At 40.0% G+C, this 21,795-nt stretch carries 17 protein-coding genes; 6 read left to right on the top strand and 11 right to left on the bottom strand.

The annotated features are described in order from the left end of the window. Positions 1–72: 72 nt before the first annotated feature. Positions 73–1,599 (bottom strand): M4 family metallopeptidase, encoded by a 1,527-nt coding sequence (locus tag E2H97_RS12185; protein ID WP_133407392.1) that lies wholly within the window; start codon positions 1,597–1,599, stop codon positions 73–75. A gap of 278 nt (positions 1,600–1,877) precedes the next feature. Between E2H97_RS12185 and E2H97_RS12180 the strand changes: the two genes are divergently transcribed. Then, positions 1,878–3,224, top strand: coding sequence for a M20 metallopeptidase family protein (locus tag E2H97_RS12180; RefSeq protein WP_170308298.1), 1,347 nt, complete (start codon positions 1,878–1,880; stop codon positions 3,222–3,224). 3 nt (positions 3,225–3,227) lie between these two features. Here the strand turns inward: E2H97_RS12180 and xylB are convergent, their stop codons facing one another. Beyond that, complete coding sequence (gene xylB / locus E2H97_RS12175; protein WP_133407391.1) at positions 3,228–4,679, bottom strand: xylulokinase; 1,452 nt, start codon at positions 4,677–4,679, stop codon at positions 3,228–3,230. A 165-nt stretch (positions 4,680–4,844) separates the two neighbouring features. On the opposite strand from xylB, the gene E2H97_RS12170 reads away from it, so the two are divergent. Beyond that, entirely contained in the window at positions 4,845–6,032 is a 1,188-nt protein-coding gene (locus E2H97_RS12170; protein WP_133407390.1) for a XylR family transcriptional regulator, read from the top strand. On the opposite strand, the gene E2H97_RS12165 is transcribed toward E2H97_RS12170, so the two are convergent. Then, positions 6,029–7,423 carry a sugar porter family MFS transporter gene (locus E2H97_RS12165; RefSeq protein WP_246028995.1) on the bottom strand — a complete coding sequence of 465 codons (1,395 nt, stop codon included), beginning with the start codon at positions 7,421–7,423 and terminating at the stop codon, positions 6,029–6,031. The two genes, E2H97_RS12170 and E2H97_RS12165, sit on opposite strands and share 4 nt — an antisense overlap. 179 nt (positions 7,424–7,602) lie before the next feature. Between E2H97_RS12165 and xylA the strand changes: the two genes are divergently transcribed. After that, a complete protein-coding gene (xylA, locus tag E2H97_RS12160; RefSeq protein ID WP_133407389.1) occupies positions 7,603–8,922 on the top strand; it encodes a xylose isomerase in 1,320 nt (439 codons plus the stop codon). 655 nt (positions 8,923–9,577) lie between these two features. Then, on the top strand, positions 9,578–11,077 hold the full coding sequence (locus E2H97_RS12150; protein ID WP_246028994.1) for a cobyric acid synthase: 1,500 nt from the start codon (positions 9,578–9,580) through the stop codon (positions 11,075–11,077). Between the two features lie 9 nt (positions 11,078–11,086). Here E2H97_RS12150 and E2H97_RS12145 read toward each other — a convergent pair whose 3' ends face one another. Further along, positions 11,087–11,314 carry a hypothetical protein gene (locus tag E2H97_RS12145; protein WP_133407387.1) on the bottom strand — a complete coding sequence of 76 codons (228 nt, stop codon included), beginning with the start codon at positions 11,312–11,314 and terminating at the stop codon, positions 11,087–11,089. 19 nt (positions 11,315–11,333) lie between these two features. Continuing rightward, the gene (locus tag E2H97_RS12140) at positions 11,334–12,533 is read right to left on the bottom strand and encodes an alpha/beta hydrolase-fold protein (RefSeq protein ID WP_133407386.1); all 1,200 of its coding nucleotides are present in this window, start codon (positions 12,531–12,533) and stop codon (positions 11,334–11,336) included. Positions 12,534–12,723: 190 nt separating this feature from the next. Here E2H97_RS12140 and E2H97_RS12135 point away from each other — a divergent pair, with 190 nt between their 5' ends. Both E2H97_RS12135 and E2H97_RS12130 read left to right on the top strand, forming a co-directional pair. Next, the gene (locus E2H97_RS12135) at positions 12,724–13,527 is read left to right on the top strand and encodes a formylglycine-generating enzyme family protein (RefSeq protein WP_133407385.1); all 804 of its coding nucleotides are present in this window, start codon (positions 12,724–12,726) and stop codon (positions 13,525–13,527) included. Between the two features lie 11 nt (positions 13,528–13,538). Continuing rightward, the gene (locus tag E2H97_RS12130; protein ID WP_133407384.1) at positions 13,539–14,363 is read left to right on the top strand and encodes a formylglycine-generating enzyme family protein; all 825 of its coding nucleotides are present in this window, start codon (positions 13,539–13,541) and stop codon (positions 14,361–14,363) included. Positions 14,364–14,495: 132 nt separating this feature from the next. On the opposite strand, the gene E2H97_RS12125 is transcribed toward E2H97_RS12130, so the two are convergent. From E2H97_RS12125 to E2H97_RS12100, 6 genes are all read right to left on the bottom strand, one after another. Further along, positions 14,496–16,265 (bottom strand): M61 family metallopeptidase, encoded by a 1,770-nt coding sequence (locus E2H97_RS12125; RefSeq protein WP_133407383.1) that lies wholly within the window; start codon positions 16,263–16,265, stop codon positions 14,496–14,498. Between the two features lie 70 nt (positions 16,266–16,335). After that, the gene (locus E2H97_RS12120; RefSeq protein WP_133407382.1) at positions 16,336–17,259 is read right to left on the bottom strand and encodes an MBL fold metallo-hydrolase; all 924 of its coding nucleotides are present in this window, start codon (positions 17,257–17,259) and stop codon (positions 16,336–16,338) included. 263 nt (positions 17,260–17,522) lie between these two features. Then, positions 17,523–18,620: a porin gene (locus E2H97_RS12115; RefSeq protein WP_133407381.1), complete on the bottom strand. Its 1,098-nt coding sequence runs from the start codon at positions 18,618–18,620 to the stop codon at positions 17,523–17,525. A gap of 215 nt (positions 18,621–18,835) precedes the next feature. Beyond that, positions 18,836–19,717: a cache domain-containing protein gene (locus tag E2H97_RS12110; protein WP_133407380.1), complete on the bottom strand. Its 882-nt coding sequence runs from the start codon at positions 19,715–19,717 to the stop codon at positions 18,836–18,838. Positions 19,718–19,760: 43 nt separating this feature from the next. Next, on the bottom strand, positions 19,761–21,101 hold the full coding sequence (locus E2H97_RS12105) for a TRAP transporter large permease (RefSeq protein WP_133407379.1): 1,341 nt from the start codon (positions 21,099–21,101) through the stop codon (positions 19,761–19,763). Then, positions 21,101–21,664 carry a TRAP transporter small permease gene (locus E2H97_RS12100; protein WP_133407378.1) on the bottom strand — a complete coding sequence of 188 codons (564 nt, stop codon included), beginning with the start codon at positions 21,662–21,664 and terminating at the stop codon, positions 21,101–21,103. The genes E2H97_RS12105 and E2H97_RS12100 overlap by 1 nt, the downstream gene beginning before the upstream one ends. Between the last annotated feature and the right edge of the window lie 131 nt (positions 21,665–21,795).

The following is a 21,795-nucleotide window of genomic DNA, read 5'->3' as shown; positions in this document are numbered from 1 at the left end:
GTCATTGATAGATATTAAAAGGGAGCCAAATGGCTCCCTTATTTTTTATATCGTTGGGTAATAAAGTTAACTTTATACTTTACATTTCACACCAACTTGGAGAAACGCATTAACGACATCCTTAGAGTTAAAATGCAAGTCTTTAGCGGCATCTTCTACGCCACAAGCACCAGAATCAAACGTGCTTTCAGGTGTCCAATAAAGAACATTGGCATAAACAAATGCCGCAAACGCTTTTTTGGTTGTCCATCCCTTTGTGGTTGCCAGTAAATAGAACGCCTTATTATATATACCTGAAGCAGAATGCATTTCTTGCCCAGTGTAATCATCCTCACTATCAATAGAGTAGCCATCTAATGATGGATGTTTCATATAGCGAAGGGCACCGTAGTTTTTAGTGATATCTAAACCAACTAAGAAATCATTCGTACCACGGGCATAGTTTTTAGCTGCTTCACCGGCCATATCTGAAAATGATTCATTCATCGCACCGGATTCACCGAAATACTTCAGACCTGAATTGAGTTCAGTAAAGCCATGGCTGATCTCGTGTCCTCCAACATCAATACTTACTAAGGGGTAGAATTTAGATAGACCATCACCAAAGTGCATGACTTTACCATCCCACCAGGCATTATCTGGCCCAGGATAGCTGTTGTCGTGTGGAGCCATAATTAGTTTGAAAGGAAGTACATCCATACTGAACCAATCGCGATACATACTGTAAATCATAGTGCCATCATATTGGGCATCATTGATGGGGGAAAAACCGCCGTTTGCTTCTTTTTCAGTGTTTCTATAGGACTTTGAACAATCGTATGAGTAGGCTTTAGTTGTTTGGCTTGGAAAGGCGTCACGGGCGTCCATTGTTTTTACATAGGCTGAATCCATAGCACATTTCCCTTTTCCGTCAGGTAAGACGTTGAGCTTTGGAAGCTTGCCTGAGCCGTACTCATATTGGCCAATTTTTTCATTCCCTCCCGGACCTGTTCCCATGCCTAAAGTCGTTAAGCCTTCCCATTGCTCTAAAATTTCACCACTGTGGGCATCGACAACAGCATAAGGACGGCTGTATTTGTTATTGGCAGTAACCAAATAATTGATCATATACACTAAATGTTCTTGATTATTACTATCAAGGAAAACGTATAGTTTACTGGAATCATTATGTGTCTTTGTGTCTTCAGGAAGCTTGCTATCAGAGAAGTGTGTTGACTTAGCTTTCGCTATAGCTTGAGCTGGTGTTAATGTTGGTGTGGTGAAATTAGGATCTGGATTTATGTTATTAGCTGCAAAACCAATGGGGTTAGTATAATTTTGCAGTTGGTCTGCAGTTACAGCAACCGAGTAGTTGTAGACTGGAACACCGTGAAAATATTGTTGCAGGCGTATTTTTTTTACCTTACTAGGTAAAATGACCGTCTGTTTTTGCTTAAAGCTGTTTCCTTCAGACAAAGCAGCAGCCAAACTTTGACTATTGAGTGTTGAAGACGGTGAAACAAGGTTTTGTAAATTAACAATATCAGCTGCGAAAGCTTGTGAAGACAGTGCTAATGTAACACTTGTGGCTAAAAATAGCTTTTTTGTATTGAACATCATTAAAACTCCTATAATCGTACATCGTAGTAATTCATTTATTCAAAACGAATAGTTAGTCCCGATTGTTCTTTAATGACTCATAAGTAAAAGTTATTAAAGAAAGGCTGTTATTTTTGATATTCATCCATAAAATCAGATTGTTATTGTCTTGCTTTCAAGTGATTTTATCGCCTAGCAAGTTTAAGCCAAAAATGTCACGCTTTTTCATCATGCATAAAACTATATGTCTTGTAAAACTAAAACAGATTTCAGTTTAGGGTTTGTTAAGGGAGGAGTTTATGTTGTCAATTATCAGGCGAACTGCGGTAGCTTTAGGTATATCTAGTTTATTACTCATCATTTCAAATACGGCTTTCTCAGAAACTCATGTAGAGGGAAGTAAAGCTATGAAAGAATTAATCCCAAAACTAGAAAAGCTATACCTTCACTTTCATCAATACCCTGAACTATCCTTTCATGAAAATAAAACCAGTCAAATAATCAGCCAACAACTTAAAACCTTGGGGTTCGATGTCACCGATCATTATGGTGGATATGGTGTGGTTGGGCTTTATAAAAACGGCAAAGGACCAACCGTGATGATTCGTACGGATATGGATGCATTGCCAGTGACCGAAGAAACAGGATTATCTTACGCTTCTAAGGTAACGTCGAAAAACTCACAAGGTGAAACCATAGGTGTGATGCACGCTTGTGGGCATGATTTACATATGACCAGCTTTATTGGTACTGCAACCATGTTGATGAATAAGAAAGATCAATGGCATGGTACTTTGATCATGATTGCTCAGCCAGCAGAAGAATACGGAGCAGGGGCTAAAGCCATGCTAGACGCTGGTTTGTATAAAGATTTTCCTGTCCCCGATCATATTATTGGGTTACATGACCATGCTGGATTACCTGCAGGAAAAGTGGCTATTGCGCCTAACTATATTATGGCAAATGTCGATTCAGTGGACATTACTGTCAAAGGGATCAGTGGTCATGGTGCTTACCCTAATAAAACCATTGATCCCATAGTTATAGCGTCGAGAATTGTCCTTGCATTACAAACTATTGTCAGTCGTGAAATTTCGCCATTAGACCCTAGCTTGATTACTGTTGGAGTGATTAATGGAGGAACAAAAAGAAACATCATTGGCAATAAAGTATTGTTACAGCTTACTGTGCGCTCCTACAATCCAAAGGTTCGTAAAAAGTTATTAAGCTCTATTAAGCGTACGGCTAAATATATCGCTAAAAGTGCAGGGGTGAATGACAAGTTATTGCCTGATGTTAAGGTGTATAAAGATGAATCGGGTGATGCTGTTTTCAATGATCCTAAGCAAACGGCAAAGGTAAAATCATTTATCACGGCCGCTATAGGTAAAGACAATGTCGTTCATGCCGAGCAATCTATGGTGGGTGAAGATGTGTCTCAATATGCACTTACAAAAGAAAAAATCCCTTTAACATTCTTTTGGTTAGGTGCGGTTAATCCTAAGACGTATGCAGAAAGCATAAAAAATGGTACTGAGTTACCGACATTGCATTCCAGTAAATTCGCGCCAGATTATCCACTGGCAATTAAAACAGGCGTAAAAGCCATGACGGCTAGTGCTATAGGGCTATTTAATGACCATTAAGTATTAAAAAAGTCCTTTTAGATGCGTGTAAAGCTTTTGAAATTTTACACGCTTTTGCTTGAAAATATGATGCTGCTCAATATCAGGGATATGAGTTTCAATCAAAGCAGGAACAGGACAGATTTGCTTCAAATTTTCAGCTGAACGCACGCCTAACTGCGCTAAGCGTGCAGCACCCAATGCTGGTCCTATATCACCACCTTGACGATAAACTAAAGGTAAACCAAAAATGTCAGTAAGTAGTTGACGCCAGTATTGGCTTTTTGCACCGCCGCCAATTAAAGAGATTTCATCAGGTATCGCAGATACTGAGTGCACCGTATCAAGCCCATCAGCTAAAGCGAACCCTACGCCTTCTAATACGGCTTGCGCTAAGTCGACCTTATTGGTGGAGTGAGTTATTCCGAAGAAAACACCTTTAGCTTTTGGGTCATTGTGTGGGGTTCTCTCACCGGATAAATAGGGTAAAAACATCACTTCAGAGTTGCGGTTACTCGACTTTTCAATGGCCGTAATCATGGATGGAACATTGCTAAAGCCCACCAAGTTAGCAACCCAATTTAGACAAGAAGCTGCGCTAAGCATGACTGACATAGTATGCCAAGTTTCAGGCAACGCATGACAAAAGCTGTGTAAGGCTGTTTCTGGTTTAGATACATAACCTTCACTCACAGAAAAATACACACCTGAAGTACCAAGGGATAGCATGGCTTGTTTGGGGTGAATGATCCCCATGCCAATCGCTCCAGCGGCATTATCACCACCACCAGCAACGATAGATACAGTAGGCATTCCCCATTTATTAGCGATTTCAGGCAATAAGTTTCCTGTGATTTGCGTGCCTTCGAACAATTCAGGCATTTGGTGTTCTGACAACCCTGTAGCTTTAAGTAACTCTTGATCCCACTTCCGTTGTTTGACGTCTAGCCAAGCTGTTCCTGATGCATCAGATAGATCCGTGGCGAAGTTTCCGGTCATTTTAAAACGTAAATAATCTTTGGGGAGCAACACCTTATCTATTTGAGAAAATACATAGGGTTCATGGTTTGCTACCCATTTTACTTTAGGTGCAGTAAATCCTGGCATGATCAAATTGCCTGTAATGTCATGGCAATTAGGTACCTTATGCTCTAATTGTGCACACTCGACAGCACTTCTCCCATCGTTCCATAACATGGCAGGTCTGAGAGTCCTTCCGTTTTTGCTAAGCAGAGTGGCACCGTGCATCTGCCCAGAAAGTCCAATGGCTTTAACGTGAGATAAATCGACTTGTTGTGATAACCCTTGAATAGAGAGTTCTGTTGCATTCCACCAATCTTGTGGATTTTGTTCTGACCATAATTCATGAGGTCGAGAAACCGTGAGAGTAGAAATGTGTGAAGCAAGGATTTCACCGTCTTTGTCAATCACTATGGACTTAACGCCAGAAGTGCCTAAATCGATTCCAAGATACATATTGATTCAATTTGATGGATAAAGATCTTTTAAGTATCAACGGATAACCCATGTAGGGACAATTACGAAATTTAGTTATTAATTTCACAGATTTTATCGCTATAGCTAAATGATGCAGATTATTGTGACTATGCTTTATAAGTATTTCATCAGATGATTTTCAGAATGACTAAACGATTTCGAGTCACACTATTGTTCAACGCTAACAAGGTTTACGATCGCCAAATTATTCAGGGTGTGGGTGAGTATTTGAAAGCCGCTGATCGTGACTGGGAATTGTTTTTGCCGGAAGATTTTACAACTCACCTTGAAAAAATCAGCTCCTTAAATGTAGATGGTATCATTGCTGATTTTGATGATCCCAATATTAGAAACAAGCTGAAATTAACAACAGCTTATGTTGTTGGAGTAGGGAGCGCTTTTCAGGATTTAAACGACTATCCAAACGCTCCATATGTGGCTACCGATAATGAAAAAATCATTGAGTTAGCCTTTGAGCATTTAAAAGAAAAAGGTCTTGAGCAATTTGCTTTTTATGGTCAAGAGCATGGTGAAGGCAACAAATGGGCAAAAGAACGGGAACAAGCTTTTAGAAGCATAGTGGAGAAGCAAGGATATAAAGGTTATCTCTTTTCTGGAAAAGAAATTACCCATGATAATTGGCAGTATCATATGAATCGCTTATTAGATTGGCTACAAAGGCTGCCGCTACCTATTGGAATCATTGCCACAACGGATTCTCGTGCTCGATTTATTCTACAAGCTTGTGAAAAGCTAAATTTATTAGTACCTGATAAAGTGGCAGTTATTGGCGTTGATAACGATGAAGTGGCACGGTCATTGGCAAAAATCCCACTTAGTTCGGTTACTCAAGGTACTCAACAAATGGGTTATCGAGCCGCTGCTTTACTTGATAAAAATTTTCGCAATGCTCAAGCAGAAGTGGATGAATCCAGTCGAACTCAGCAGCCAATTTTAGTCGCACCTAAAAGTGTGGTGGCAAGACAAAGCACTGACTTTCATCCAATTATGGATAGGTATGTCATTCAAGCCATGCATTATATTCGTGGCAATGCATGTCGAGGTATTAAAGTCGAACAAGTTTTAGATTTTGTTGGAATTTCACGCTCTAACTTAGAAGCAAGATTTAAGCGAGAGCGTGGCCATTCCATGCATCAAGAGATACACCAAGTAAAATTTAATCGAGCTTGCACTTTATTAAAAACGACTCAAGATCCTATCGCTGATATTGCTCAAAAAGCCGGTTATCCATCATTACAATACATGTATAACGTGTTTAAGAGAGACTTGAATCAAACGCCTAAAGACTATCGAGAGCAAAGCTCACTTTAATCTTTGTGCCAGAGTGATTCTAACTGCTCTAAGCTTTTTCCTTTCGTTTCTGGTACCCATTTATAAACAAACCAAACGGTAAATAATCCCATTGCGCCGTAAAGCCAAAATGGAAATCCACCATTGAAGGTTTGGTAAATACTCCCGTGAGGATCATTGAGCATTGGGAAGGTTTGAGAAACGGCAAAGTTGGCAATCCATTGGGCAAAAACAGCAATAGACAAGGCTTTCGAACGAATGTTATTCGGGAAAATTTCAGAAAGCAGCACCCAAACAACAGGTCCTAAAGAAAGCGCGAATGCGCCGATATAAAGCAAGACAAAAACCAGTAGGTAACCACCTATGTCGTTAAGATAAGCTGCGGTGCCAATTACAAGCATACTCACTGCCATTGTAAAAGAGCCAATCATCATCAATGGTCGACGACCAAATTTATCTACGGTAAAAATGGCGATGATAGTAAAGGTTAAATTCACAACGCCTACTAATACGGTTTGTAATAGAGCAAGGTTAATACTAGAGCTGCTAAAGCCTTTTAAAATGGTTGGAGCATAATAGAGGAAGACATTAATTCCTGTTACTTGCTGCAAAATACTCAGCATAATTCCGATAAAAAGTACCCAGCCCATTTTTGAAGCGATAATACTGGTTTTAGATGTCACATGAATGGATGAACAAATATCTTGCCACTGAGGCTCGATGTTTTGGCCTTTGTTTAGAACTGAGAGCAGGTTACGAGCTTCGTCATCACGATTTTTTAATGCTAACCAACGAGGGGTTTCTGGTACGGTAAAGAGTAAGCCTAAAAAGAGAAGAGCAGGGATGGTTTCAGAGGCAAACATATAGCGCCATCCTGTTGTATTTAACCAATCTTCAGTACCCATTAAGGCTATGCCGTAATTGACAAAATAGACGGCTAACATACCAAAGACTATAGCGAGCTGATTACAAGACACTAACGCACCACGCTTTTCTGGTGGTGAAATTTCAGCGATATACATGGGTGAGACCATAGACGCTATCCCGACTCCCACACCGCCAACGATTCGATAAAATACGAACACCCAGAATTGATCAGGAATAGCAGAGCCGATAGCAGAGATAAGAAATAAGATCGCCGCCAAGATCAGAGAACCACGTCTACCCATATAGCTACTACAAGGTCCAGCGATTATGGCGCCTAACACACAACCGATTAATGCTGATGATGCACCAAAGCCAAGCTCTGCAGCTGAAAGGTTAAAAAAGCGCTGTAGAGCTTCAGTTGCACCTGAAATCACAGCTGTATCATAACCAAATAATAAGCCGCCTAATGCCACTACTATGGTGAGGTGAATAACGCTGAAAGATTTATTCATAGTATCCAAAATATCAGGGGTAAATTCTGTCATCTTGGTACAAGTATTTGAGTAAAAACATTATTTAAACTGGTTATGAGGTTATGAAATTTGGTTATTACTTTCAAATGAACTGATTAATGAAATAGATCAACAACACTATCAAAAATCATAATTGCTGGAAAAAACACAAAGGACAAAAATAAATTTAGTTAATCAGTATGGAGCAAGTAATGACTGCTTATTTTGATGGTATAGAAAAAATTCAGTTTGAAGGTGCGGACTCAAATAATCCTTTGTCGTTCAAATTTTATGATGCACAAAAAATTATTCATGGCAAAACCATGGCAGAACATCTCCGTTTTGCTGCTTGCTATTGGCATAACTTCTGTTGGCAAGGCAATGATCCTTTTGGAGCCGCTACGTTAGAGAGAGAATGGTTTAATGGGGCTGACCCAATGCAAAAGGCACTGATGAAGGCCGATGCTGCTTTTGAGTTTTTCTCCAAGCTTGGTGTGCCTTATTACTGTTTCCATGATACCGATATAGCACCTGAAGGAAATAATTTAAAAGAATATCAGAATAACTTTCAACACATGGTTGATGTACTTGAACAGAAACAAGCTGAGACAGGTTTGAAACTCTTATGGGGAACGGCCAATGCTTTTTCCCATCCTAGATATATGGCGGGAGCAGCAACAAATCCCGATCCTGAAGTATTCGCCTATGCGGCAACGCAAGTATTCAATGCCATGGGAGCAACCCAGCGGTTAGGTGGTGAAAACTATGTATTGTGGGGCGGGCGAGAAGGTTATGAAACCTTGCTTAATACCGATTTACGCCAAGAGCGTGAGCAAATTGGTCGTTTTATGCAAATGGTGGTTGAGCACAAACATAAAATTGGTTTTAAAGGGACGATATTAATTGAACCTAAACCACAAGAACCTACAAAACATCAATACGACTATGACACTGCTACGGTCTATGGTTTCTTAAAACAATTTGGCTTAGAAAAAGAAATTAAAGTCAATATTGAAGGTAATCACGCAACCTTATCTGGTCACAGTTTTTTACACGAAGTTGCAACGGCAACGGCATTGGGTATTTTAGGATCAATTGATGCTAACCGTGGTGACCCTCAACTCGGCTGGGATACAGATCAGTTCCCTAACTCTGTCGAAGAAAACACTCTAGTGGTATATGAAATTTTAAAAGCTGGCGGCTTTACTACAGGCGGTTTTAACTTTGATACTAAACTCCGTCGTCAATCGATTGATAATGCAGATTTGTTTCATGGTCACATAGGCGCGATGGATACCCTTGCTAAATCACTGGAAAAAGCAGTAGCAATGATAGAGAACGACTTTTTATCTGATGCAGTAGAGAGACGTTATAAAGGCTGGAATGGTGAGTTGGGCAGCCAAATTATGAGTGGTGAATTATCGCTTGAAGAGTTAGCCAAGCAAGCGGTAAATTCAAACATCAATCCTAATCCAGTATCTGGTAATCAAGAGCTGCTTGAAAACCAAGTGAATCAGGTTTTGTATAAATGACTCTGTAAAAAACGAGTACGGTATAATGCTGTACTTAAAAGCGGTACATAAAAACAATGTCATATGGAGAATATAGTGGGTAGTTATTTTATATCTCCAGTTGCATGTAATACCCAGACAATTCCGCCCACAAGAAATACAAGAAGAGCTAAGTTACCGGCACATAATATAGTAAAGCAGCATATACCGCATGCATTATCCTTAATATAATTCGTTATACGAGGTCTGTTATGAAAATTTGAAACCGAAGAATTTGTCGACGACGCCTCTACTCCATAACGAGTACCTGTTGATTCAGATAATAATTGATTTTTTTCTATATCATGGGGAGACCAAACACCCCGATCGTTAACTGGAGAGAGTAAGGCAAAAGTACCGCTTGTACCTGAACTGCTCATCTGAACCTCATTTTGTCAAAGCAATTTTAACTTTCTAACTATGTATAATGCTAAATACCTCAATTATGATAGGGCAAGCCTATTACTCGTATAATTTAAATGGAAGTTAAATATATTTAATAGTTAGTGGCTTTGTTAGATTCTGTTATTTATAAAGCGGAATTTCCTCTTATATTACGATTGCCTATGGATACCTTTTGTTTCAGGATAAAAACAGGCAATATCTCATCCTCGACTTAGTATTGGAACCCCTAAAAATGTCAAAAGCCTTGATGGTACAAGGAACCACCTCAGATGCTGGAAAAAGTACACTGGTTGCGGGGCTTTGCCGAGTTCTAGCTCGACAAGACGTTAAAGTTGCTCCATTCAAACCACAAAATATGGCTTTAAACAGTGCTGTAACAGAAGATGGTGGTGAAATCGGGCGGGCACAAGCTTTACAAGCCATTGCGGCTAATCAGTCACCACGCATAGACTTTAATCCGATTTTACTCAAACCCAGTTCGGATAAAACTGCGCAAGTTATTGTTCAAGGCAAAGCACTCACTACGCTAGAAGCGAAAGACTTTTGGGGTAAAAAAGGGCTGCAATATAAAACCAAGGCAATGGAAGCTGTATTGGATTCATACGGGCGATTACAACAAGAGTTCGATGCCATCATTATTGAAGGCGCAGGCAGTCCTGCTGAAATCAATCTACGTGAAGGTGATATCGCCAATATGGGATTTGCAGAAGCCGCTGACTGTCCTGTGATCATCATTGCTGATATTGATAAAGGTGGTGTGTTTGCGCACTTGGTGGGAACACTAGAACTGCTATCAGAATCAGAACAGGCGAGAGTGAAAGGTTTTGTCATCAACCGCTTTCGTGGTGAAATCAGTTTATTGCAGTCTGGATTAGATTGGTTAGAGCAACGTACAGGTAAGCCTGTACTTGGTGTTTTGCCGTATTTGGATGATCTCCACCTTGATGCCGAAGACGCCATTCCATTAAATCCTATTGCAAAAACTCAAACTAAATTGAAAGTCGTGGTGTTGGTATGCCCGAGAATAAGCAATCATACCGATTTTGAACCATTACGATTACATTCTGATATTGAGTTTCAATACGTCAGATTGTCTGATGATCCTGCTAATGTTCAAGCAGATTTACTTATTCTCCCCGGAACTAAAAATGTCATTGAAGACTTGCAAGCATTGAAAGCGTCAAAATGGAGCGAGGCTATCCAAAAACATTTGCGGTATGGCGGTAAAGTCATTGGTATCTGTGGCGGTTATCAAATGCTTGGGGAAAGCATTTCAGATCCATATGAGGTCGAAACCCAAAAAGGTGAGGAAAATGGTTTAGGGTATTTACCGATTGTTACCCAACTTCAACCGGAAAAACACCTGAAAAATGTCAGTGGCCACTTGCTGATGGGGGATAAAACAGTAGAAGTAAAAGGTTATGAGATTCATTGTGGAGCTTCTAGCTACTCTCAAAATTGCCAACCTGTCGTAAAATTAAGTGATGGTGTTAACACTCAATTGGATGGTGTTATTTCTAGTAATGGGCAAATTTTAGGCACTTATCTTCACGGACTTTTTGATCAACCTCAGGCTTTGAAAACAATAATTGAGTGGGCTGGATTAAGCTCTAATATCGAATTAGATATCGAACAAATTCGCGAACAACAGCTGAATCGTATTGCTGATACTATTGAAGAGTATTGTGATATGGAGAAGATTCAGCAGGTGATGAAAAGCTCCATTGATTGATATTTTGCTTTAGATAAACGTTACTAACACCAAAAGCACAGACAAGATAAATATCACAATAAACCATTTCCTTATCCCTGAATTGGTTATTTCCTGTTGAAGTAAAGCTTTTAATTGCTTGGCTTCATCTTCTGAAAGATGATGGCAATGAGGGCATTCTGGTTCTCGATCATTGATCTGAAGCTCGCATCGACGGCATTTTCTAGATGAACCAACATTTACAGGTATTAGGAGCATTGTGAATTTCCCTATTGAACTACAGCTGCTTAGTATTTGCTTTTAATTTCGCTTGTGCTTTCTCAACCATATCTTGAAAGGCGTCGATAATATCTGCACTGAGCTTTTGTTCCTTCGCCACTTTAAGCCCTTGTAAATAGCTGTTCAGCGACTTTTCATGTTGATTTAATAAGGCATAGCCTTGAGCTAATTTCATATGTGAATAGGAATGCTTTGGATAGTCAGTAACAAACTGCTTTAGCGTGATAATGGCTTCTTGTTTTCGTTCATTTTTTTGCTGCAATTCTGCAAGAGTGACATAAGTATCAACAGGAACAGGGACTTTAAAGCCATACTGTTTGGATAAATCAGAGTAGTAATCTTTAAGGGCTGACACGCTCGAATACTTGGCAAGCGCGGGTGTGATTTTAAAGTGGTAGTCAGAATATAAAAATCCTAGGCCATCTGTTACAGCAGGTAAGATACCACTCATGTGAGTGTGATTTGGGTATTGCTTATATTTGAAAGCCAAATTAGCAGGTTTGTGTGTTTCCATATGAGAAAGTAGGTTCAATGTGCCTGTATAAAAAAGACCGCCTTCACCCGCAACTGAGATAAATAGCCGTTTGTTTTTACGCTTTTTATCGGCCAGAGATTTAGCGTTTTGCTCTGTTTCATCATGACTCCACCAACCGTTGGCACTAATCGCTAGATAGTTTTGGAACAATTCAGGGGACTTAAATAATGCAGAAAGTGCGAATGTACCAGCATTTGAGTGACCGATAAGAGTTCTGTGTGGATAGGTTGGGTATTTATCATCAATATAAGGAAAGAGCTCATCTCCAAGGAATTTAATAAATTTAGCTTGCCCTTCATCAGGCCATTTTGAATGCTTAAACTTTTGAAATGGGGTTTTAGGCTCACCATCAATGGCAGGAAAGTTATCACGAGGACGATTTGTGGTCTCAATTCCAACAACCATAGTTTTTGGGATTTGCTCATAATCCGCTAAAGACTGCACTATGCCCGTTACTGTATGAAAGTGATGTTGGCTATCGAGTAAATAGATGACGTAAAGGGAATCATCTTTATCTACGCCTTTGGGAATAAATACTGATATGGGTCTATCTTCGCCAATAATTTTGGAGTATACAGTGAGGTTATCTCCAATCGTCACTTTTTCCTTAGCCGAAGTAGCCGTTATCACAAAAAGCAAAAATATCAGTGTAAATAAGCGCATGAAAAATTCCATTTATCATCATTTTTTCAAAAACTTATCAGCTGATAGGAGATAAATCTAGCGTTTGAGGGAAATAAGTTGTTCCTTAAATACACTGTTGATTTTCATGTTGAAAATCTATGGTCGATCGCGTAAACTTCATCTTTATAAATTTGTGTTATAGCAAAATAAATAATTAACGAGGAAAGATATGAAAGCTTTATACCTCACTCCCACTATCTTGTTTGCAGCTTTAGTCTGTTTTAACTCTTCAGCGGAACCTAAAAAAGACTATGGTGAAATGGTCAAAATCCCTGCCGGTGAATTCACCATGGGATGCTCCCCAGACAATGATGATATTTGTTATTACCTCACTGACGAAACTAAGCACAAAGTTTATTTAGACGCATATAAGATTGATAAATATGAAGTGACTTATGCTCGTTATCAAAAATGTATTGATGCTGGAAAATGTACCGCTTTATCTATGGGCGGAGCGATGAATTACGGTAGAAAAGGCGTCGAACACTTTCCCGTTAACGGCATAACTTGGCATCAAGCGAAGGCTTTTTGCGAATTTGAAGGCAAAAGGCTCCCAACTGAGGCTGAATGGGAAAAAGCAGCTCGTGGAACCGATAGCCGTAAGTTCCCGTGGGGAAATCAAAATCCTGATTGTAGCCTAGCTGTGATGGATTCTGAATACGGCGGAAATTTGGGTTGTGGTACCGGCAATGTTATGAATGTTGGCTCAAAGCCAGCGGGTGTTTCACCTTATGGTGCGATGGATATGGCAGGAAACGTTTGGGAGTGGACTGCGGATTGGTATGGCGAAAGATACTATGAACATAGTCCCAAAAAGAACCCCAAAGGTCCAAAGTCAGGTATTTACAAAACGACAAGAGGCAGCGATTTTTTCTCTCGGGCGGGTTATGAGCTTCGAACTACTAGCCGTTTTCCCTATTATCCTGAAAACATCAGCCCTGCCATTGGCGCGCGCTGTGCTAAGTCTGAATAAGGAGCCATAAAATGAATATTTCAAAAATAAAAACACTGGCAGGCATCACATCCGTAGTGGCTTTAGTCGGTTCATTTTCGGCGATATCAGCGGTATTTAATGATAAAGATATGGTGACTGTTCCTGCTGGCGAGTTTACTCGGGGTTGTACCCGCTCTGAATCTTATGAGTGTATGCCTGAAGCCTTACCTGCGAAAAAAATCTTTGTCAGTGGTTTTAAAATTGATAAATACCTAGTGACTTTTCGACGTTATAACGAATGTTTAGCAAGCGGAGCGTGTACCGACTTATTTTTCGGAAGTGGCTGTGATTCTGGAATGCCATGGAATAAAGATCACCCTGTAAATTGTGTTACCTATCATCAGGCTGAGGCTTTTTGTAAATGGGATGGAAATAAGCGCCTGCCTACTGAAGCTGAGTGGGAAAAAGCGGCAAGAGGAACGGATAAACGTAATTACCCTTGGGGAAACCAAGCACCAAGCTGTGAGCTTGCAACCATGAGTGCCAAAACTAAGCCTGGAAAAATGTTACCGGGTTGTGGCATGGGCACTTCTAACCCTGTAAATAGTAAACCTAAAGGTGTATCACCATATGGTGCCTTTGATATGGTGGGTAACGAATGGGAATGGACGAGTGATTGGTACGATCCTGAGTACTATAAAAAGTCGCCTACCAAAGATCCGAAAGGGCCAAAACAGAGTACGGGCTTTAAATCGGTAAAAGGCGCAAGCTGGTTAATGCGTGAAGCGGTTGGAATGGATATTTCAGTCAGAACACCTTACGCACCAGAAGGACAGGGATATATTGTCAGCTTTCGCTGCGCAAAGAGCTTATAACAATATTGTTAAAGTTTGAGAAGTAATAGTGTGGATGAATATATAAGTGCACATCCTTGTGCTAAATCGTGAAATCCTTTCACTAAGCAATTTTTATCACGCTATTGCTTCAGATTAATTACGGTAATTGGTCTAATATTTCCCAAGCCATGATTTCGCTTTTTCTTCGTCACTAACTAATAAAGAAACCGTATCTAATCTTGCAGCTTGAATGGGTAAATTCCCTGTCATTAGCTCATCACGTCTAAACCAATGCAGTTCGACCTCTGAACCAATGACTTTCTGTTGCAACAAGCTTTCAAATTCAACATTAACTTGCAGACCATCAGCGGCAATTAATAAATCTCCAGCACTCAAGCCTGCTTGATGGGCGGAGCTATTGTTAGCAACGACTATAACTTTCAAACCGAATGCTTCGGCTTTCACTCTGGCACCGAAGTCAATTTTATTGCCTTTAACGTCGCCACCACCAGTGTCTTTAGCACCATTAGATGCTCTGACTTTCAACTCAATGCCAAATTCAGACATAAATGGGGCTAGAGGAATGTCATCCGTTGAATCTAAATAAGCAAAAATATCACTACAATCTCGGTCTAATAGTTGCTCGACTAATTGCTGGTGGCTGTTATCAAGCGTACCTTGTTGGGTAACACCAAATTGCTGCCAAAGTTGTTGCATAATGTCATCAAGTGAGTGTTTATTTTCGGTTTCCTTGCGGATGGTTAAATCCAAATACAAAGCGAATAATGCGCCTTTGGTGTAGTAGCTCACAATGGAGTTAGCCGCATTTTCATCTTGTTTATAGAACTTGGTCCAAGCGTTAAAACTTGAGTCTTTGAGCGTTTGAATAAATCGACCTTGACCACGATAGACGCGAGTAAAGGTTTCGCTGAACATCTCAAGGTAAGTGGCTTGATCGACACAACCAGAGCGATAGGTTAGATAGTCATCGTAATATGAAGTAATGCCTTCGTAAGCCCAAAGCTGGCGAGTGTAGCTTTCTTGATCAAGGTGATATGGCGTAAACTCGGCAGGCTTGATGCGTTTTATATTCCAATTGTGGAAGTATTCGTGGCTGCAAAGCGATAAATAAGTGCGATAGCCCTTATTCATTTTCTCCATACCTTGATATGGCAAGTCGCTGCGAGAACACACCAAAGCGGTTGATGCTCTGTGTTCCAGTCCGCCAAAACCATTGCCTAATACTGTGGTTAAAAATAAGTAGCGTTCAAATGGCGCAGGCGCGCCGAACAAGTTAAGTTGGTACTCACAAATCGCTTTTAAATCGATTTTTAATCGCTCTAAATCAGCACTGTGCTTACCAGTTAAAACGATGTCATGGGGAATACCGTTGGCTTCAAAAGTTGTTGAAGTAAAATCACCCATTTCCACAGGGTGATCGATCAACTCGTCATAATTTTCGGCGCTGAAACAGCCAAATTCAAAATGCTCTCCGGAGGTACGAGTCATACTGGTAGCAAGTCGCCAACTTTTTAACTCATCACCAAAAGGCTTGTCGATTTGTACCGTATGAGTTGAGTTCTCATAACCTTTGGCGGCAAGGAATACACTACTACCGTTAAAGAAACCGTGAGTGGTATCAAGATGGGCGCTGCGAACCGATAAGTCCCACGCATACACTTGGTATCGAACAATGAGTTGCTCAGGTTTACCTAATACTTGCCATGTTTGTTTATCTAGCTGTTTTAGCTCTATAGGAGCGCCATTCCCATCCAGTGCATTGATTCCAATGATATTCCTACAAAAGTCCCTCACCATATAACTGCCCGGTAACCAGCTTGGTAAACATAACTCTATGTTGGGTGAAGGTGAGTTGACGCTCATTTCAACTGAAAATAAATGAGCCTTAGGATCAGAAGGAAAAATACGGTAATGGATCATTGCTGTCTCACGGTTTTATTTTGATTGTTGAGAGTATACCAAGCTATAAGTCACTGAATCGATTATATCCTTATTTAATCTCGATAAACTTCAGTTCTTGTACCAAAGACACCTTGCCAGAATACTCCTTCTGAATGAACGAAACAGACTCGTTTTTTCTGTTAATGGTTCTATTCATAAAATGGGCAAGAGCTAGTTGTTTGGCGTGGGATTCATTAGCTAGTTTACCAATAGTTTCTGGTGTCATGTGCAAGCGTTTGGCAATGCGGCTAGCGGCATGTGGAATGGCGTTATTGGCAACCAGTAAATTCGTTTTATAGGCGAGTTTAGGTAAGTTACCACTGGTGCCACTCATGTCACCGCTAAAGGTGACTGAGCACTGTTTGTAGTCAATTCGCCACGCTAGGGCAGGTACTGGGCCGTGATTTACGTTAATAGCTGAAATCTTAATTCCATCTTTTAGGTTTTCATGCCACACAGTATTTTTTGGCTTAACATTATGCGGATCTACTAAAAACTGGGTTGATCTTTGTTGGTTGATGTTGTCGTTTAAATAAGAGTAAACATGAGCTGGATTGTTATCGAATAATCCTTTTATCCATGTAGTCGTACTTGGAAAGTCCCCCGATCCTGTGGGCCCATAGATATTAAGCGCTTGAGTAGGATTCGTAAAATAACCCGCTTTGATATAAACGGGTAGAGCAGCACTGTGATCAACGTGCAAATGAGTAAATAACATTGCATCTATATCAGTGAATTTAGCACCAGATTTTTCAAAATTTAATGAACTGCCACCACCTGCATCTACCATGACTTTCGCTTTGCCATTTACCCAAACGAGAAATGAAGCTGACGCTAAACCATCAGAGACTTCAGGACCGCCAGCACCGAGCGTTTGTACTTTCAGATTATCACATTGAGAGGCTGCTATGGATTGGGTTGATAATAGGGAGAAGGAGATTAAGACAGCTAAGCTTTTTAAATTCTTATACATGTTGAGATCCAAACAAATAAAAAGAGCGATATCTTTCGATTATCGCTCAAGGGAGAAAGAATTACCTCAGCTCTCTATAATAAAATCAATAACAACCTGATTTTAAATACCAACCTTAAATTTTTATCTACAGTGCTGCTAATTACTCGTAGTTCAAGGCAGAACAGTTCGTAATAGTCAGCCTATTTCGGGCTGTTCTAACACAGAAATACGTGTAAGTAGCTGTGCTGTAGAGGTTGACTTATGCAGAGCTGAGGTAAACATTACCAAGTAAGCTTAAAGTCATAACGAACACCAAGGGCAAGAATTTTATCATCGCCTAGGTTGTCATAATCTCTTGTTAGATATTCAAGGTGAAGTCTAACGTTGTTGGCTGGATTCCACTCTAGAGTTGTGTTGTAACCAGTATAGTTTTGGCTCGATGGATCTTTCTTTCCATCATCAAAATCAAAGTAACCGAGTTTGATTTTGTATTCGTCATTTAAAGGGTAGGCGAGAGCAGTATCTAGTGTACCGCCGCTTCTATCATAACCTTTTACATCAAACTCATAGTCAATGTCAGCATAACTCGCCGCTAAATAAAGACCGTTTTCAAAGGTATATGCTACGGTTGCAGCCATAGTTTTCTTATCACCCATAATCTCAGTACCGTTAGCATTGGTACTGTCATTCTGGTTTAGGTAAGCCACACCGATATGTAAGTTATCCGTGTCGTAACCCACACCAGTGTTGATTAGGTGAGTATCTTTATCACCATCTACTTGCGCCGCTGCCATAATCGTAAAGTCATTTGCAACTAGCTTATAAGTCGCAAAGTTATTTACGAAGAACGGACCATTGCTATCAAACGCGAATGGGCTTGATGCGTGGTTGAAGATATCTACATATTCAGCAATTAAGGTGTATTCAGCAGGACGCTGTTTACCAAAAGCGAAAGTACCAAAAGGGGTTGCGACACCTGCATATACCTGACGAGCTTTACCAAAGTCACCATTGTTTGAAAGGTCAATACTCCATTCACCTTTGGCGATTGCAGTCCAGCCATCAAATAAATCAGTTTCTGCCGATACGCCCATATGAGAAAGGGCATCACCTAAATCCCAATCTTTATCACCTTTACTGTTTTTGGCTTTATATTGAAGTGTCGGACGAACCGTACCGTATAAAGTAAATTTAGTATTTTTGAATTTAGAAGCAGACTTATTACCTTCTAATTGCTCAATACGTTTATTTAACTTTTCAATCTTCTTTTCAAGAGTGTGACCATGAGAATGATCTGCTAAAGCAGAAGTTGAGAATCCCATAGCAGCTAGGCTCATTGCTGTCAGTGACAGTGGAAGTGCAATTCGTTTTTTCATCATTTTTATTATCCTTATTTGATTAATAACTCAGACACAGCGAACCTTGTACCTCTTTATTGAAAAGAAGTAAGAATAGAGTCGTTAATCATTTTTTGTTGAATTTATATTGTTTAAAGACTTTTCGACTTTTTAATTAATTTATAAATCTTCCTCCGTATTTTTATGGTGCTGGAATAATTTCAGCACCGATAAGTTTTAATTTAAAATCATATTTATTAATTAGGTTTATAAAACCCGACCCCTAATAAATAATGATCCACTAAACGAAAATAAGTATGTTTGGTTTCTTTGCGGTTAGTAATTGGATTAATCCAAATATAATCAATCTCACCTTCTGACTTGTCTTTTACGACATCGAGCATTTTTGAGATAGCTGCTTCACCAGAATCATCTAGTGCATCTTCATAGGTTTGACCAACGAAACTGCGGCTAATCGCATGTGCTAAATATTTTTTAGAGTCGGTGTCGACAACGAAGATATATAAATCACCATCAACATATTGACCATCTAAGTTATTAAACTTAAACAAGGCTTGTTTAACGTTTTCTTTTAACTCAACTGTGGCTTTGTCTAATAATGACTTAGCTTGAAAAGCATTGGCACGAACAGGATAATAACCAACGGCTACAATGATATCGCCAACGCGTTTGAATAGGGTTCTTTTAGGTGAGGCGACACGATCAATGGGATTGTTCCAGTGATACTCAACATCACCGCCACCATCACGCTTGGCTTTTTGTACCATTTCTCTAAAGAAATATTTGCCGTACATGTCGAAAGTATCTAAAACGGTGTCACCAACAAGCACTAAAGACGAACCGCCACTAGATAAGAATTTTCCATCAACGGTTAAAGTAAAAACATACAGTTCGTTGTCGATGAACTCTTCTTTATTGTTGAAATCTTTAACCGCAGTAGCACCATTTTTAACAAGGTGTTCAACCGCTGAATTAAGTAATTTCTTTGCCCTTAATTCTTCATGGGTTTCTATGTGAGTCGCTAACATTTGTTGCTCCTTATTTACGGCATCAGCGGCAACAGGCACGCTTAAAGTTAAGCCAGCAATGAATAGACTTTCTTTTATTTTATTGTTCATACCACACTCCTAAATTGAAAATGAACCATGCCTGAAATCCCACCTAATAACCTACTAACGACGGCAACCATAAGGTCAACTGAGGGAAGAAGGCGATGATGATGACGCCAATAACTGAAGCAATAACAAATGGATGAATTCTTGATGTAATTTGCTCAACACTGGAGCCACCAATACCCGAGGCGACAAAGATATTTTCGCCCAATGGTGGTGTAGCAAAACCAATAGAAAGAACAGCCACAACCACGATGCCAACATGGGTTGGATCCGCGCCTAACATATACATAATTGGTAGCAGTACTGGAACGATGATCATGATGGCTGCAAGGGTTTCCATAAACATGCCCACGAAAATTAGGAAACCGATCATCAGTAGCCAAATCAGGTGCATGCTGTCAGTAATACTAAGCAGGTTTTCCGTAATCATTGCCGGAATACGTTGTTCTACTAATAGACGACCGAATACCGTGGCTGCGAATAAAATAAGCAGTACGCGACCTGTGATCCAAGTGGTAGTTGAAAGTGACTTGAACAACTGTTTAATGTTCATCTCTTTATGGATAAAGAAACCAACAACTAGCGAGTAGAATACAGCGATAATGGCCGATTCGGTTGGGGTGAAAATGCCTGAGTAAATACCACCAAGAATTAGGATTGGTGCAAGAAGTGACCAAACACCTTTTTTCATCACGGTACCGATATCTGAGAACGACCAAGTATCGGTTAAGCCTTTATAACCATTCTTTTTCGAGATGAAGTAGTTCATGGTGATCAAACTACCTGCGATGATAAGACCTGGAACGACACTCGCAACGAATAGCTTAGGGATAGATACACTGGCGAATTGACCGTGCAGTGCAATCGCTTCTGCTGGTGGCTTTAAGCCCATTGAAGAAATACCAAAAATAACCAATGGAATTGACGGTGGGATCAAAATGCCTAAACCACCTGATGCAGCCGTTACTGCAGATGCATAGTTGCGATCATATTGACGCTTAACCATAGCAGGGATCATCAACATACCAACCGCAGCAGTGGTTGCAGGCCCTGAGCCTGAAATCGAGCCAAAGAATACACATGCAATAATCGTCGCTGCACCTAAACCACCTGTGATGGGACCAGCAAGGTGCTCGGCAATATCAACTAATCGTTTTGATATCCCTGCGGCTTCCATTAATGCACCAGCAAGAACGAAAGCGGGCAGAGCCATTAACGGGAAATTACCAACAGAAGTAAATGCGATTTGAACCAGCGCAATTGGATTTTTATCTAATACCAGATAAGACACCATGGCGGCGCCAGCCAGTGAAACGGTAATTGGCGCGCCTAAAATCAGCATTAAAATAAAGCCGCCAAAAAGAATAAGAGTAAGATAGGCTTCCATTACGACACCTCGCCTTGAATCTTTTGTTGAGAGTTGTTTTTAGAATTGTTCTTTAATTCTTCAGTTTCTGGATCAAGCGCATCTACACCTTTAAACAATCTGAGGTAAAGGTTCCATAAAATACGGGCAGACATCAGAGTGAAAGCGATAGGCAAAATCATGTAGAAGTATTTCATTGGAATACCCGTGGTTTGGGATTTCCAAAATAAGTTCATTTTGTTGAATACAAAGTCGTAACTTAAATAAACAAAGAAGGCGTTGAACACTAACCACAGAAGATCAGCAATGGTTTCGCTAACGGTTTTAACGATTGGAGGGAAGAAACTAAAGTGGAATGTTACACGGTTATGAGCTGACATCTTAGCCGCGACAACCGCCCCAAGATAAGCAAACCATACAAACATATAAGTGGCTACTTCATCACCCCAAGGTAATGAATATTGAAATAATTGGCGTAAAACAATTTGCACGAATAATAACAACACAAAAAGAGCCAATAATAATGCGCATAAATACTCTTCAACGTTATTTATATGCTTTATCAATGAACGCTTAATAGACATATTCTTGTCCTTAATCAAACATCTATTACCAATCAAACCAATTAACTTAAGACGAAAAACCTAAAGCAACTTAATTTGTGTGATTGGTATCATCCAAGCGAATAAAACGATTATTCGCACTCGCCATGAAT

Origin of the sequence: Parashewanella tropica (assembly GCF_004358445.1) — a bacterium.
Taxonomy (GTDB): domain Bacteria; phylum Pseudomonadota; class Gammaproteobacteria; order Enterobacterales; family Shewanellaceae; genus Parashewanella; species Parashewanella tropica.
This window is presented reverse-complemented; position numbering and strand designations above follow the sequence as displayed.